At 73.3% G+C, this 14,427-nt stretch carries 14 protein-coding genes; 5 read left to right on the top strand and 9 right to left on the bottom strand.

The genetic code is table 11. The annotated features are described in order from the left end of the window. Positions 1–736: apurinic/apyrimidinic endonuclease family protein (locus E1293_RS34460; protein WP_132202145.1), on the top strand; the 736-nt coding region annotated here is incomplete at its 5' end. Between the two features lie 115 nt (positions 737–851). Here the strand turns inward: E1293_RS34460 and E1293_RS34455 are convergent. From E1293_RS34455 to E1293_RS34440, 4 genes are read right to left on the bottom strand one after another with little or no spacing between them, the layout of a single operon-like run. Further along, positions 852–2,072, bottom strand: coding sequence for an ABC transporter permease (locus E1293_RS34455; protein ID WP_243716955.1), 1,221 nt, complete (start codon positions 2,070–2,072; stop codon positions 852–854). After that, positions 2,069–2,755: an ABC transporter ATP-binding protein gene (locus E1293_RS34450; protein WP_132202143.1), complete on the bottom strand. Its 687-nt coding sequence runs from the start codon at positions 2,753–2,755 to the stop codon at positions 2,069–2,071. The genes E1293_RS34455 and E1293_RS34450 overlap by 4 nt, the downstream gene beginning before the upstream one ends. Next, the gene (locus E1293_RS34445) at positions 2,752–3,795 is read right to left on the bottom strand and encodes a peptidoglycan-binding protein (RefSeq protein ID WP_165978522.1); all 1,044 of its coding nucleotides are present in this window, start codon (positions 3,793–3,795) and stop codon (positions 2,752–2,754) included. Before E1293_RS34445 ends, E1293_RS34450 begins: the two co-directional genes overlap by 4 nt. Before the next feature lie 5 nt (positions 3,796–3,800). Continuing rightward, entirely contained in the window at positions 3,801–4,340 is a 540-nt protein-coding gene (locus tag E1293_RS34440) for a hypothetical protein (RefSeq protein WP_132202139.1), read from the bottom strand. A 167-nt stretch (positions 4,341–4,507) separates the two neighbouring features. Here E1293_RS34440 and E1293_RS34435 point away from each other — a divergent pair, with 167 nt between their 5' ends. Genes E1293_RS34435 through E1293_RS34425 form a run of 3 tightly spaced genes read left to right on the top strand, consistent with a single transcriptional unit; the run spans position 4,508 to position 6,979 of the window. Next, positions 4,508–5,164: a response regulator transcription factor gene (locus E1293_RS34435; RefSeq protein WP_207939260.1), complete on the top strand. Its 657-nt coding sequence runs from the start codon at positions 4,508–4,510 to the stop codon at positions 5,162–5,164. Further along, entirely contained in the window at positions 5,161–6,459 is a 1,299-nt protein-coding gene (locus tag E1293_RS34430) for a sensor histidine kinase (RefSeq protein WP_132202135.1), read from the top strand. The genes E1293_RS34435 and E1293_RS34430 overlap by 4 nt, the downstream gene beginning before the upstream one ends. A gap of 10 nt (positions 6,460–6,469) precedes the next feature. Then, positions 6,470–6,979, top strand: coding sequence for a mycothiol transferase (locus E1293_RS34425; protein ID WP_132202133.1), 510 nt, complete (start codon positions 6,470–6,472; stop codon positions 6,977–6,979). On the opposite strand, the gene E1293_RS34420 is transcribed toward E1293_RS34425, so the two are convergent. The 5 genes from E1293_RS34420 to E1293_RS34400 all read right to left on the bottom strand — a co-directional run bounded on the left by E1293_RS34420 (position 6,949) and on the right by E1293_RS34400 (position 12,925). Then, a complete protein-coding gene (locus E1293_RS34420; RefSeq protein ID WP_243716953.1) occupies positions 6,949–8,280 on the bottom strand; it encodes a glycosyltransferase family 4 protein in 1,332 nt (443 codons plus the stop codon). The genes E1293_RS34425 and E1293_RS34420 overlap by 31 nt on opposite strands. Positions 8,281–8,340: 60 nt before the next feature. Continuing rightward, the gene (locus tag E1293_RS34415) at positions 8,341–9,534 is read right to left on the bottom strand and encodes a L,D-transpeptidase (RefSeq protein WP_132202129.1); all 1,194 of its coding nucleotides are present in this window, start codon (positions 9,532–9,534) and stop codon (positions 8,341–8,343) included. A gap of 192 nt (positions 9,535–9,726) precedes the next feature. Beyond that, a complete protein-coding gene (locus E1293_RS34410; protein ID WP_243716957.1) occupies positions 9,727–10,869 on the bottom strand; it encodes a L,D-transpeptidase in 1,143 nt (380 codons plus the stop codon). A 155-nt stretch (positions 10,870–11,024) separates the two neighbouring features. After that, on the bottom strand, positions 11,025–11,747 hold the full coding sequence (locus E1293_RS34405) for a VC0807 family protein (protein ID WP_243716952.1): 723 nt from the start codon (positions 11,745–11,747) through the stop codon (positions 11,025–11,027). Positions 11,748–11,998: 251 nt separating this feature from the next. Beyond that, entirely contained in the window at positions 11,999–12,925 is a 927-nt protein-coding gene (locus tag E1293_RS34400; RefSeq protein ID WP_132202125.1) for a LysR family transcriptional regulator, read from the bottom strand. Between the two features lie 150 nt (positions 12,926–13,075). Here E1293_RS34400 and E1293_RS34395 point away from each other — a divergent pair, with 150 nt between their 5' ends. Beyond that, positions 13,076–14,413, top strand: coding sequence for a pyridoxal phosphate-dependent aminotransferase (locus E1293_RS34395; protein ID WP_132202123.1), 1,338 nt, complete (start codon positions 13,076–13,078; stop codon positions 14,411–14,413). The last annotated feature ends 14 nt before the right edge of the window (positions 14,414–14,427 follow it).

Here is a 14,427-nt window from a genome sequence, read left to right as displayed (position 1 = left end):
GGAGGGCGCCGAGTCCGGCGCCGCCAAGGACGTCCAGGCGGCCCTGGACCGCTACAAGGAGGCGTTCGACGTCCTCGGCTCCTACGTCGCCGACCAGGGCTACGACCTGCGCTTCGCGATCGAGCCGAAGCCGAACGAGCCGCGCGGCGACATCCTGCTGCCCACCATCGGCCACGCCCTCGCGTTCATCCAGACCCTGGAGCACTCCGACAGGGTCGGCCTGAACCCCGAGGTCGGGCACGAGGAGATGGCCGGGCTCAACTACGCGCACGGCCTGGCCCAGGCCCTGTGGCAGGGCAAGCTGTTCCACATCGACCTGAACGGGCAGCACGGCCCCCGCTACGACCAGGACCTCCGCTTCGGCGCCGGCAACGCGCGCGGCGCGTTCTGGGTCGTCGACCTCATCGACCGGAGCGACTACGACGGCCCGGTCCACTTCGATTTCAAGCCGCCGCGCACCGAGGACGACGAGGGCGTGTGGGAGTCGGCGGCGGCGTGCATGCGCAACTGGCTGATCCTGCGCGAGAAGGCCCGCGCTTTCCGCGCCGACCCCGACGTCCAGGACGCGCTGCGCCAGGCCAAGGTGGAGGAGCTCGGCCGGCCCACCCTCGCCGACGGCGAGGACTGGCGCTCCGTCCGCGGCGCCACCGCCGACGCCGAGGCCCTCGGCGCCCGCCGCACCGCCTTCGAACACCTCGACCAGCTCGCCCTGGAACACCTCTACGGCGTGAGGTGACCGCAGGCCGCGGGCGGTGCCGAGGGACGTCGATCGCGGCTTCGGCGATGGCGCGGCGGCGCTCCAGGTTCCGCGGTGGCGGCACCTCGCGGCGATGGCGAGGTGCCGCCACCGGCTACGGCGCGGCCAGTGCCTCGGTGGGGGCGAGGCGGGCGGCCCGGATGGCCGGGTAGAGGCCCGCGACACCGCCGATGAGCAGCGTGGCGAGGACGCCGCCCGCCATCGCCCACACCGGGACGACGGTCGGCCAGCCCTGCGACACGGCGAACACGGCGGTGACGACGATGCCGATGGCCACGCCGCCGACGCCGCCGAGCGCGGCGAGCAGCTGCGACTCGGTGAGGAACTGCAGCCTGATCTGGCCGCGGGTCGCGCCGAGCGAGCGGCGCAGGCCGATCTCGGCGCGGCGCTCCAGGACGGAGATCACCATCGTGTTGGCGACGCCGACGCCGCCGACCAGCAGGGCGACGCCGCCGAGTCCGAGGAGCAGCCCGGTGAACGCCTCGTCGGTGGCGTTCTTGGCGGCGAGGGCGTCCGAGGGGCGGCTGACCTGGACCTCGGTCGGCGCCTGCGGGTTCGCCGTGGCGGCGAGCAGGTCGCGCACCTTCGCCACCGCGTCCTCGCGGGCGCGGGTGTAGACGGTGGTGGGGTGGCCGTCGAAGCCGAGGTGGGACGCGGCGGCGTCCCAGCCGACGAGGGCGGCGGCGTCCAGCTCGGGCGCCAGCTGGTTCGGCTCCAGGATGCCGACGACGGTGAACCACTGCGAGCCGAGCCACACCTGGACGTTCGGCGCCGCCACGCCGAGGCGGTCCGCCGCCGCCGAGCCCAGCACCACGGCCGGGTACTTCGCCGTTCCGGCGTTCAGCCACGTGCCAGCGGCCACGTCGAGGCCGACGGTCTTCGGCAGGTCGAGGCGGGCGGCGAGAACGCTGATCCCGCCGCTCTCCCCCGACGGGATGTGGTCGTTGCGGTAGACGCCGGCGTCGTCCAGCTTCGCCGTCGCGGACGCCGACTCCACGTCCGGCATCCGTCCCACCATGCCGACGGACTCCTTCGGGAGCTGGGCGTCCTCCCCGAAGAAGTCCTGGCCGGGCCCCACCGTGAGCAGGTTCGTGCCCAGCCGGTCGAGGGTGGCCTGGAGCTGCGCGCGGCTGGACGTCGAGATGCCGACCACGCCGATCATCGCGGCGATGCCGATCGCGATGCCGAGAGCGGACAGGAACACCCGCATCGGGCGGGCCCGCAGCCCGGCGGCGCCGACGCGCAGCGCGTCGCGCGGGCCGAGCCGCGCCGGGGCGTCCCCGGCCGGGGCCGCCTTCGCTCTTCCCCTGTTCACCGGGCGGCCTCCACGCGTGCGTCGTCCTGGACGATCCGGCCGTCGCGCATCCGCACCTGGCGGGGCAGCAGCGCGGCGATGTCCCGGTCGTGGGTGATGAGGACGACGGTCGTGCCGGCGCCGGACAGCTCGCGCAGCAGGTCCAGGACGCCCGCTCCCGACGCCGAGTCCAGCGCGCCGGTCGGCTCGTCCGCCAGCAGCAGCGCGGGCTCCCCGATCACCGCGCGGGCGATCGCGACGCGCTGCTTCTCGCCGCCGGACAGCTGGTGCGGCCGGTGGTCGAGGCGGTGCCCGAGCCCGACGCGCTCCAAGGCGCGGCGGGCCCGGCGGCGCCGCTGCGCGAGCGGCGCGCCCCCGTAGAGAAGCCCGTCCGCGACGTTGTCGAGCGCGCTCACGCCGGACGCCAGATGGAACTGCTGGAACACGAAGCCGATCCGGCGGGCGCGCAGCGCCGACAGCCGCCGGTCCGGCAGCCGCGACACGTCCGTGCCCTCGACGAGGACGGTCCCGGCGCTCGGCCGGTCGAGGGTGCCGAGCAGGTGCAGCATCGTCGACTTCCCGGACCCGGACGGCCCGACGATCGCGACCAGCTCGTGCTCGCCGACGCTCAGCGACACCCCGTCCAGGGCGGTGACCCCGCCCGGGTAGGTCTTGGTGACCTCGCGAAGCTCCACGACGGTCATGCGGGCACCCCGACCTTCATGCCCTCGGTCAGGCCCGATCCGGAGATCTCGACCTCGCCGTCGGTGAAGACGCCGGTCTCCACCGGCACCGTGCGGACCCGCCCGTCCTGGACGACCTGGACGGCGTAGCCGCCGTCGCCCTGGGCGAGCAGCGCCCCGATCGGCACGGCGAGGACGTCGCTGTGCCGGTTCGCGATGAAGTGCACCACGACGGGCGCCTTGTCGTAGGAGCCGAGCTCCTTCTGGCCGGCGACCGAGATCTGGACCTCGACGGTCGTCGGCTTGTCCTGTTCGCCCTCCTTGGCGACCTTCCCAATCGAGGAGATCCTCCCCTTGACGGTGTCGCCGGACGGCAGCTCGACCTCCACCGCGGCGCCCTTCTTCACGAGCCGCTGGTACTCGACGTCCAGGTCGACGCTCACCATGCGGGTCGTGCCGGTGTAGGTCAGGACCGCGCCGCCGACGCGGTCGCCGACGTTCGTCTTGCGCTCGGCGACCCTGATGCGGCCGGACGCGACGACGGCGGCGCCCGGCGCGACCCGGCCGCTCTCGGTGACGCCGAGGTCGTCCTGCCAGCGCTTCACGGCCGCGGTGGTGGCCGAGCCGAACGTCTTGTCGACGGTGAACCCGGTGTAGCCGAGGGCCCGCAGGTTCCGTTCGAGCTGGAGGACGTCGGCGCCCTCCGTCCCTTCGGCGAGGGCCCGGTACAGCGGCAGCTTCCCGTACAGCAGCGGCACCGGCTTGTTGTCCACCCGGTACACCGACCCGCCCCTGGGGATCACCGTCCCGGGCCCGGCCAGCCAGGTGAGGGTGCCGTTCCCGGCACCGGCGACGGTGCCGGTCCCGCCGTAGCCGAGCGTCCCGTCCACGTCCTGCTTCTCGACGAGCGTCGTCCGCTCGATCCGTGCCGTCGCCGGCGGCAGCGAGCTGTGCGCGGCGGCCGGTTCGCCGCCGCCGCCGAGTCCGGCGGTCGCGAGACCGGCGCCGCCGGCGACGACGACCCCGGCCGCGCCGAGGACGAGGGTCCGTCTCCTGTCCACCGGCCCTAGCCCACCCTCGTCGTGGAGGCCATGCCGCCTCCGGGGGCGGCGAGCTTGTCGCACGCCTTCTGCGCCTTCTGGAACACCTGGCTCTCGGGGTCCATGTCACTGCCCCCCTTGTTCGTGATCTTGACGCCGCCGTCGGGCTGCGGGTCGGGGAACTCGCTGATGCCGTGGTCGCGCATGCACTTGGAGAACGCGCGCATCTGCGCCAGCTCCTCCGGCTTCGGCTTGCGCGGCTTGCCGCCGTTCGGCATCAGGTGCCGGCACTTCTTCTGCGCCGCCTCGACCTTGCCGCCGTTCTCAGGGCCGGCGCCCTTGCCGGCCCCCGCGGACGCCCGGATCTCGACCCGGCCGTCCTTCGGGTCGGGCATGTCGACCCCGTTCTCGCGCATGCACTTGGCGAACTCCCGCATCTTCTGGTCGTCGCTCGCCGCCTTGGCGGTGGCGCCGGACCCCGCGCCCCCGCCGTCGCCCCCGCAGGCCTGCAGGCCGAGGGCGAGGGCCGGGACGAGCGCCAGCGCCGCGAGCGTCTGTCGTCGCATCGGTCGGTCTCCTTGTCGTCTCCGCCGGGCGGTGCCCCGGCGGCGACCGCAAGTCCAGCCCCCGGCCGGTAACCCCGGCGTAACCAGATCGCGTTATGCCGGCGTTACGCCCGCTCCCCCAAGCTGGGTCGGCAGGAACGGCTGGGCGGGGACGGGAGACGGCAGACGTGCGGGTACTGATCGCCGAGGACGAGCGGATGCTCGCCGATTCGATCGCCGAGGGGCTCCGGGCGGAGGCCCTCGCCGTGGACGTGGTCTACGACGGGGACGCCGCCCTGGAGCGGCTCGGCGTGAACGACTACGACGTCCTCGTCCTGGACCGGGACCTCCCGGTCGTGCACGGCGACGACGTGTGCCGCGCGGTCGTGGAGTCGGGCGCGCTCGTCCGGGTGCTGATGCTGACCGCCGCCGTGACCGTCCCGGCGCGGGTCGACGGGCTGCGGCTCGGCGCCGACGACTACCTGACGAAGCCGTTCGCGTTCGAGGAGTTGGTGGCGCGGGTCCAGGCGCTGTCCCGGCGGGCCCGCCCGGCGGCGCCGCCGGCGCTGGAGCGCGCCGGGATCCGGCTCGACCCGTCGCGCCAGGAGGTGTTCCGGGACGGCCGGTACGTGCACCTCGCACGCAAGGAGTTCGGCCTGCTGGCGGAGCTGCTGCGGGCGGACGGGACGATCGTGTCCGCCGAGCGGCTGCTGGAGAAGGTGTGGGACGAGCACGCCGATCCGTTCACCAACACCGTCCGGGTGACGCTGATGAAGCTGCGCCGCAAGCTCGGCGATCCCCCGGTCATCGAGACCGTCGCAGGAGCGGGGTACCGGATTCCATGACGACCATCACCGACCGGCTGCGGCCGACGATCCGGCTGCGGCTGACGCTGCTGTACACCGGCCTTTTCCTCGGCGCCGGGATCGTCCTGCTGGGCCTGACCTACGTCCTCGTGCAGAACAACCTGCCGCGCCAGGGCGAGCCGGTCAACCTGAACCAGGTCTTCGAGCCCAGCGGCGTCACCGCGCGGGCCGTCGCCCCGCCGCCCGGCCAGCCGGACATCGCCGTCCAGAAGGTGCAGGGGGCGCTGACCAAGGGCCGCGAGGACTACCAGCGGGAGACGCTGAACGCGCTGCTCACCCAGGGCGGCATCGCGCTGGGGCTGGTGGGCGCGGCCGGGCTCGGGCTCGGCTGGCTGCTCGCCGACCGGGCGCTGCGCCCCGTCCACAAGATCACCGAGACGGCGGGGCGGGTGGCGCGCAGCCACGACCTGACCGAGCGGATCTCCTACGAGGGGCCACGCGACGACGTCAAGGAGCTGGCCGACACCTTCGACACGATGCTCGGCCGGCTGGCGCGGGCGTTCGACGGGCAGCGCCGGTTCGTCGCGAACGCCTCGCACGAGCTGCGCACCCCCCTGGCGATCAACCGGACGCTCATCGACGTGGCGGTGCGCCGCCCGGACGCGACCGGCGACGTGAAGCGGCTCGGCGAGTCGCTGCTGGTCGTCAACGGCCGGCACGAGCGGCTCATCGACGGGCTCCTCACCCTCGCCGGCACCGAGAACGTCGTCGTGGACGCCGGGCCGCTCGACCTCGCGGACGTCGCCGGGCACGTCCTGCGGCAGGCCGCCGCGGAGGCCGGGGCGCACGGCGTGGCCACCGACCGGCGGCTGGGCCCGGCCCCCACCGCGGGCGACCCGGTGCTCGTGGAGCGGCTCGTGCAGAACCTCGTGGAGAACGCGATCCGCCACAACGAGGACGGCGGCGAGCTGCGCGTCGCCACCCGGGGCCGGGACGGCTGGGCGGAGCTCGTCGTCACCAACACCGGCCCGGTCGTCCCCGGCTACGAGGTCGAGACGATCTTCGAGCCGTTCCGTCGGCTCGGCAACGACCGGGTCCGCTCCGACCGCGGCTCCGGACTCGGCCTGTCGATCGTCCGCGCGATGGCGACCGCGCACGGCGGCACGGTCTCGGCCGTACCGCGGGCGGGCGGCGGCCTCGTCGTGACCGTCCGCCTCCCCAGCCGGGTGGACGGCCCCTGGCTGCCCGCCCCCGAGATCGCCGCGGCCGAGGCGCCCTGGCGCACCGCGCCGGATCCGGGCCGGCGGCCTGAAACACCGGGCCGATCAAGGTAGCGTCGGCTGAATGACCAGTGCGCAACTGCTCACCGACGCGTTCGACCGGATCCGCGAAGTCGTCCACGGGGCGGCCGGCGGCCTCACCGCCCAGCAGCTCGCCCACCGCCCGGCGGACGGCGCCAACTCGATCGGCTGGCTCGTCTGGCACCTCACCCGCGTCCAGGACGACCACGTCGCCGGCGTCGCCGGCACCGCCCAGGTGTGGACCGGGGACGGCTGGGCCGAGCGGTTCGGCCTGCCGTTCGACGCGTCCGACATCGGGTACGGCCACAGCTCCGACCAGGTCGCGGCGGTCCGGGTCGAGTCGGCGGACCTGCTGACGGACTACCACGACGCCGTGCACGCCCGGACCGTCGAGTACGTGGCCTCGCTGACCGACGGCGACCTTCCGCGGGTCGTCGACCGGGCGTGGAACCCGCCGGTCACGCTGGCCGTGCGGCTGGTCAGCGTGATCTCCGACGACCTCCAGCACGCGGGCCAGGCCGCCTACGTCCGCGGCCTGCTCAAGGACGCCTGACCCTCGGACGCCCCGGCCGCGCCGGCGGGCGGGACGCCGGCGAGCCCGGAGATGAGGCGCGACCACCGGGGCGCGATGCGGTCCAGGTGGTGGGCGCGCACCGAGCGCAGCGCCTCCTCGCCGAGCCGGTCCCGCAGGCCGGGGTCGTCCATCAGCTCGCGGAGCGCCGCCGTCAGGGCGTCCACGTCCCCGGCCGGGACGAGCACGCCGTCGCGCCCGGACGTGATCAGCTCGGCCGGCCCGGTGGGGCAGTCGAACGCCACGACCGGCAGCGCCATGCCCATGGCCTCGATGACGACCATCGGCATGCCCTCGCGGCGCGACGACAGGGCGTACACGGACGCGCGGCCCATCTCCGCGTGCAGGTCGCGGGTGCGGGGGCGCAGCTCGACCCGGCCGGCGAGCCCGAGTTCCTCGATCAGCGCGCGGAGCCGGTCGCGCCGCGGGCCGCCGCCGAAGATGCGCAGCGTCCAGTCGGGCCGCTCTGCGGCGATCGGCGCGTAGGCGCGGATGAGCAGGTCGAATCCCTTGGCGTGGACGAGCCGGCCGGCGGCCACGACCACCTTGTGCTCGCGCCCGGACGGGCGGCCGGGCAGGGACGGCGCGGCGTTCGGGATCCGGACGACGCGCACGCCGGACCCGGCGAGGGCGGCCGCGTAGCCGGCGCGGGCCTCCTCGGTGAGCGCGGTGACGACGGTGAGCCGCCGGTACCCGCGGACGATCTGCCGCCGGAGGGCGGGCCGGTAGGACCCGAGGTTCATGTGGTCCTGCCCGATGGTCGCGACGCCGCCCGGCGCGAGTTCGGCGGCCACCAGCGCCAGCGACGGCCTGGTCGCGACGAGCACGTCGGGCGGCGCCTCGTGCAGGCGCCGGAGCAGGCACACGTCCGTCCAGAGGCTCATGTGGCGGAAGGACGCCTCGTCCACCGGCGTCAGGAGGCTCGGCAGCCTCGCCATGACCCGCGCCGCCCGCCCCTTGGGCGCGAACGCGTCGTCCGCGTAGGTCACGGTGACGCCGGCGGGGATCGTGTAGAACGGCTCCTTGCTCCGCTTCAGGACGCTGACGACCTCGACGTCGTGATCGCGGGCCAGGGGGCCGCACAGGTTCAGCACCGTACGGATCGTCCCGCCCGTCCCGTGCGCGTTCTGCAGCAGGACCCGGACGCGGAGCCGCTCACCGGGCGCCGGGACGCGCCGCCATCGCAGGGGGCGCAGTGCCCAGAGCGCCGTCCGGCGCAGGACGCGGTGCGTCCTGCGCCGGACACGGCGTTTCAGTCGCAGCGGGCGCGCTCTGTCGTTCACCGGTTCCCCGATCGCGGACGGCCGTGCCCCGCACGTTCCCCGGGCCGCGCCCGGGCATCGTCACCCGGTGGTCACGGTTCGGTTGAGGGCGCCGCCCTTCACCCACTTGCTCCACGACATCTGGTAATAGCTCGTGCCGTTGAACGGCTCCAGCTTCCGCTTGCTGCCGGTGATGATCACCGGGTCGCCGCGGTAGGAGAAGTTGTAGAACCAGCGGGCGTCCTTGGGCGGGGAGTTCACGCACCCGTGGCTGACGTTCTGGTGGCCCTGCGCCCACGTGGTCGAGGCCATCGAGTGGATGTACTCGCCGCTGTTGGAGATCCGCACCGCGAAGGGGATGACCTCCTTGTAGCCGCCGTGCTCCTTGTCCTTTGGGTCGACGCCCATCCACTCCGACGTCATGATCGCCGGATTCTCCTTGCCCATGGTCAGATGGACGCCGCTGGTGGTGAGGTAGGTGTCGACGCCGTTGACGACCCGGCCGCCGCGGCCGGCGCTGATCGGCCAGCTGCGGACCTTCTTGCCGTTCTTCTTGACGACCGCCTTGTGCTTCTTGGTGCTGATCGTGACGATGTGCGAGTCGCCGATGCGGAAGGTGCGGCTGAAGTCGTCCACGCCGTAGGTCTTCTTGCCCGACTTCACGCCGGCCAGCTTCGCGCTGAACGTCACCTTCTGGTTGGGCTCCCACCAGGTGCCGTTCTTCGTGCGGAAGATCGCCGTGGTGTCGCTCGGCCAGTACCAGGCACCGGTGGCCGGCTTGGCCGACTTGACCGCCAGGGCCTGCTCGACGGCCTTCTTGTCGCCGACCGAGCGGTTGAAGGTCACCTGGATCGGCATGCCGACGCCGACCTTCTCGTTCTTGCTCGGGGTGACGTCGACGATGTCCAGCTCCTTCGCCGCCTTCACCGTGGCGAACGAGGCGTTGACCGTGGCCGACTTGCCCTTCGGGCTCGTGGCGACCGCGGTGACCTGGTACTTGGCGCCGGGGCGCAGCGTCCGCGACTTCCAGCTGGTCTTGTCGGCGGCCATCGCGCCGTCCACCGGCTTGCCCTTGAGCGAGACCGTGACCTGCTGGAGGGTGCCCCCCGCGGCGGACACGACGACGCCGTCCTCGGGGTTGGCCTTGGTGTTGCCGTTGCCCGGATTGATCGTCACCTGCGGGACGTTCGCGTCCGCCTTCTCCCCGACGGTGACGCCGGAGTCCTTCTCTCCCCCGCTGCAGGCGGTCGTGAACAGGAGCACCACCCCGGCCATCCCCGCGCCCGCCCGAACTCCTGCGGAAACCCTCCGCTGCACCACGACCTCCCCAAACCCCGCCGTCTATCCCAGTGACATTACCGACAAAAGTCGACGATCATGCCATGACCCGGGGTTTTGCCGGGTGTCCGAGATCAAAGCGTTGCAAGACGGCGGACGCAGGCGATCTTCCCGGGTCATGGCGGGGCCTCAGGTCAGCGCGCTGCCCGCGCGCCACTTGTCGAACGACAGCTGCCACTGGCCCCAGCCGTTGTCCGCCTCGACCTCGCGGTCGCTGCCGGTCAGCTTGATGACGTCGCCGCGCTGCATGATGTCGTAGTACCACTTGGCGTTGGCCGGGCTGACGTTCAGGCAGCCGTGGCTGACGTTCGCCGACCCCTGCGAGCCGAGCGACCAGGGCGCCGAGTGCACGTACTCGCCGCTGTTGGAGAAGCGGACCGCGTAGTTCACGACCTCCTTGTAGTACCCGGGGTCGCCCTCCTGGCGGCCCGGGGACGTCATCGTGACCGGGTTGTCCTTCTCCATCAGCAGGTGGACGCCGCTGGTCGTGGTGAACTCCCGGGTCTGGCCGTTGCCCGCACTGAACGGGACGGTGCGCAGCTTCTTGCCGTCCCGCGTCACCGTCATCGTGTGCTCGCCGATGTCGCCGGTCGTGATCTGCGCGGCGCCGATGCTGAGGGTGGCCTGCGCGTCCTTGGCCCCGTAGACGCCGCCGCCCGCGTTCACCCCCGCGAGGCTCGCGTGGAAGCGGACCGTCTGGTGCGGCTGCCAGTACGTCTTCGTCCGGTAGACGACCTGGTCGGCCCCGACCCATCGCCACGCGCCCTCGACCGGCTTGTCCGGAGTGACCTGGAGCGCGCGCTCCACGGCGGCCTTGTCGGTGACGGCGCGGTCGAACCGCACGAAGATCGGCATGCCGACGCCGACCTTCTCCCCCGTGACACTGGGCGTGACGTCCACGATCGACAGCGTCCCGGACGGCTTCAGCGTCGTGAACGAGCTGGTGACCGTGCGGGTCTTGCCGTCGTCGCGGGCCTGCGCCGTGACGGTGTAGGCCGTCCCGGGCGTCATGGTCCGGGTGGACCGCCACGTCTTGCGGCCCTCGCCGAACTTCCCGGTGACCGCGGCGCCCTCGCCCTTGACGGTGACGTTCTCCAGCTTCGCGCCGGAGGCCTTCACCTCGATCGTCCCGTCCGGCTTGACCTGGGCGGTCCCGTTGGCCGGCGTGATCGTCACGGCCGTGTCCGACCCGCCCGAGACGAGCGAGCCCTCGCCCCCGATCGAGCAGCCGGTCGCGAGCAGCGTCAGCGCCCCCGCGCCACCGGCCAGCACAAGCCCCAAACGACCCTTACTTGGCACAAGTCCCCCAAACCCCATGAATTCACCCCGTGTCTGGTGAATCTATCTAAAGATGGAGACGCCCCGAACCCGTCGCGGGTTCGGGGCGAGCGGAAGATTCCCTGCTCAGCCGGGCGGGGCGGGACCGGTCAGGCGGCGGGCGCCTGCCCGGGCTCGCGGTTGACGTGGCGCACGACACGCTTGAAGCCCCAGACCGAGACCGCGATGCCGAGCGCGCCGAACCCGGCGACGATGCCGGTCCGGATCCACAGGTACATGCTGATCGACTCGTTGAACAGCATCCACAGGCTGACGCCGACGTTGGCGAGCAGCACCCCCGACCACAGCAGCGAGATGCGCAGGAAGAACCGGTGCACCCTGTCGTGCTTGTAGAAGGCGTCGGGGATCGGCGCCATGTCCTTGGCGAGCTTCATCGCGAGGGGCTTGCCGAGCGGGACCGAGGCGAGGAAGGCCATGCTCACGCACAGCGTGCCGAGGGTCGGCTGCAGGAAGTAGACGACCGCGCTGTGCGTGGCGGCCGCCAGGCCCGCGCGGACGGTCACGCCGACCGCGGCCAGCATCAGCATCCCCGACACCGGGTGGCCGCGCACGTACCGGTACGCGATCCCGCCGTACACCCAGGCGACGGCGGCGACGAGCGCCCCGTTCAGCCCGAGGACCATGAGGGCGGCGTAGAAGACCGCGACGGGCGCGATGACCCCCTCGACGAAGCGCGGGAGCGCGTGCATCAGCAGCGCGGTCACCCGCGGCAGTTCGAAGACGTGGTGCCCGCCCGCGTGCCCCTGGCCGTCCTTCGGCCCGGGCGCCCGGGTCAGCCCGGGCGGTTCCGCGGTCGTGATCGGTCGTTCCATCGAGTGCTGCGCTCCCCGATCGGTGTGCATGGACTCGGATGTGCTCACGATTCGCCCCACCGTACGCGATGATCCGCACGAGCCTGCCCGTTTTCGACCGATCCGTGCTGCTGCCGTCGTTACCCCCCTTAGTTCGGCTCCGGGACCCGCTCGGTGCGGGTCACGGCCGGAAGCGGCCAGCGCCGAACCCGTCCTGCGGCTTCACTTCCCGACTTTTGGCCCAGGTCACATCAGCGTTCATCTGGAAGGGGTCAGCCCTCGGGCGGATCCGGCTGGACGTCCCTGGCGGCCGCGTAAATGGCGCGCAGGGTGACCGCCACCGAGGGCCTGCGGACGCTCGCGGTGCGGGTGACGGCGTACACCTCGCGGGCCAGCGTGCACTCGGGGATGCGCCGCACCGCGACGCCCTGGTCGCCGGCGGCGAGCGCCAGCGTGGGGACCGCGGTGATGCCGATGCCGCGCGCCACCAGGCTCAGGATCGTGTGGAGGCCCTCGAACTCCCACGGGACGGGGCGGGCCCCTCCGACGGTGTCCAGCAGCCGCTCGACGGCCTGCCGCGAAGGCTCTCCGGGCGGCGCGGCCATCCACGGCTCCTCCCGGAGTTGCTGCAGGTCGACGGGCCGGTCGGGACGCGACATGGGGTGGGTGTCCGGGACGACCAGGACGAGGGGGTCGCGGCGCAGGTGGAAGAACTCCAGCGCGGCGGGCGACTGGTCGGGGACCTTGCCCGTCCAGTCGTCGATGAGCGCGATGTCGACCTCGCCGTTCTGCACCTGGCGGATGCCGGCGCCGGGCGCGGTCTGCCGCAGCACGAAGGTGAGCCCGGGGTGGTCGCCGAGGCTCTGCGCCAGCGCGGGGGCGAACGCGACGGCCGCGGTCGGGAACGCGGTGACCACCACGCGCCCCATGGGGGTGTCGGCCTGGGCGGACAGCTCCGCCTCGGCCGTCTCCACCAGGCCGAGGATCTCCTCGGCGCGTTCGGCGAGGCGGCGCCCGGCGTCGGTCAGCTCGGCGCTGCGGGCGGTGCGGTCCAGCAGCGGGATGCGGGCCTCCCGCTCCAGCGCGGCGAGCTGCTGGGAGACGGCCGACGGGGTGTAGCCGAGGGCGGCGGCGGTCGCCGCGATGCTGCCGCGGCGGGCGAATTCGGCGAGCAGCCGCAGGCGGCGCAGCTCTAGCATCAGCTCATCTTACGGTCACCATCGATGAGACTCGCTTGTGATGATGCTAAAAGCGGGCAAGCATTGACCGAGCGAGCCACCCGGCCGGGTCGCGCAACGGGGAGTCCAACGGTCACCCACCGTCTGTTCCGCATGCCCTTTGGAGTGTTCATGCCTGCCCAGAACCAGGTAACCGCCGTCCGCCCGCCGTCCTTTGAGCCGCGCCCGGTGCCGCTGTCGGCGACGCTGGCGGTGAATGAGGCCATCGCCCGGAAACGAAGGCGGGGGGAACGGGTGCTCCCGCTCGGATTCGGCGAGGCCGGCATCCCGATCCACCCCGCGCTCACCCGGGAGCTGGGCGCGGCCGCGGGCCGGGGCGGCTACGGGCCGGTCGCCGGGTCCGCCGCGCTGCGTGCCGCCGCGGCCGGGTACTGGGCCAGGCGGGGGCTGCCCACCGACCCGTCCACGGTGGTCGCGGGCCCCGGCAGCAAGCCGCTGCTGTTCGCCCTGCTGACCGCGCTGGGCGGCGACGTCGTGGTCGCGGCGCCGAGCTGGGTGAGCTACGCGGCGCAGGCGGCGCTGGCCGGCGTGGAGCCGATCCGGGTCGCCACCCCGCCGGGTGAGGGCGGAGTCCCGAGCCCGGCGCTGCTGGCCGATGCCGTGGTGCGGGCCCGCTCCCGGGGACGCGACGTCCGCGCCGTCGTGGTGACCCTCCCGGACAACCCGACGGGGACGATCGCGTCCGAGGCCACCGTCCGGCGGCTGTGCGCGGTCGCGCGCGAGCAGGACCTGGTCGTCATCTCGGACGAGATCTACCGCGACCTCGTGCACAGCCCGGGGACGGCGGTGCCGAGCCCCGCCCGGTACGCGCCGGAGCGGACCGTCGTGACGACCGCGCTGAGCAAGAGCCTGGCCGCGGGCGGCTGGCGGCTCGGGGTGGCGCGGCTGCCGGACGGGCCGTTCGGCCGGGCGCTGCGCGACAGCCTGCTCGGCACCGCGAGCGAGATCTGGTCCAGCGCCCCGGCGCCGATGCAGCACGCCGCCGCGTACGCGTTCGCCGAGCCGCCCGAGCTGGTCGAGCACATCGACCGCAGCCGGCGGCTGCACGCGGCCGTCACCGGCGCGGTCGCCGACCGGTTCGCCGCCGCGGGCGCCCGGGTGACGCGTCCGGAAGCGGCCTTCTACGTCTACCCCGACTTCGGGCCCCTGCGGGACGTACTGGAGGAGAACCACGGCATCCGCACGGCCGCCGGCCTCACGCAGCTGCTCTTGGAACGTTACGGAGTGGGCGTCCTGCCGGGCAGCTCCTTCGGGGACGCCCCGGCGGCGCTGCGCATGCGGGTGGCGCCGAGCCTGCTCTACGGGGAGGACGACGAGCAGCGCCTGGCCGCCCTCGCGGCGCCCGCCCCGGCGACCCTGCCGTGGATCGCGGACGCCCTGGGCCGCCTGACCGAGGTCCTCGCGGATCTCACGGCGAGCGTCACCGCACCCGAGCCCGCCCTCGCCTGACCGTCCTCCAGCCC

Origin of the sequence: Actinomadura darangshiensis (assembly GCF_004349235.1) — a bacterium.
Classification (GTDB): Bacteria; Actinomycetota; Actinomycetes; order Streptosporangiales; family Streptosporangiaceae; genus Spirillospora; species Spirillospora darangshiensis.
This window is presented reverse-complemented; position numbering and strand designations above follow the sequence as displayed.

Coding starts and splice junctions, on each gene's coding strand:
- E1293_RS34450 (WP_132202143.1), bottom strand. CDS start 2,755: ATGACCGTCGTGGAGCTTCGCGAGGTCACCAAGACCTACCCGGGCGGG.
- E1293_RS34440 (WP_132202139.1), bottom strand. CDS start 4,340: ATGCGACGACAGACGCTCGCGGCGCTGGCGCTCGTCCCGGCCCTCGCC.
- E1293_RS34430 (WP_132202135.1), top strand. CDS start 5,161: ATGACGACCATCACCGACCGGCTGCGGCCGACGATCCGGCTGCGGCTG.
- E1293_RS34425 (WP_132202133.1), top strand. CDS start 6,470: ATGACCAGTGCGCAACTGCTCACCGACGCGTTCGACCGGATCCGCGAA.
- E1293_RS34415 (WP_132202129.1), bottom strand. CDS start 9,534: ATGGCCGGGGTGGTGCTCCTGTTCACGACCGCCTGCAGCGGGGGAGAG.
- E1293_RS34405 (WP_243716952.1), bottom strand. CDS start 11,747: ATGGAACGACCGATCACGACCGCGGAACCGCCCGGGCTGACCCGGGCG.
- E1293_RS34400 (WP_132202125.1), bottom strand. CDS start 12,925: ATGCTAGAGCTGCGCCGCCTGCGGCTGCTCGCCGAATTCGCCCGCCGC.
- E1293_RS34395 (WP_132202123.1), top strand. CDS start 13,076: ATGCCTGCCCAGAACCAGGTAACCGCCGTCCGCCCGCCGTCCTTTGAG.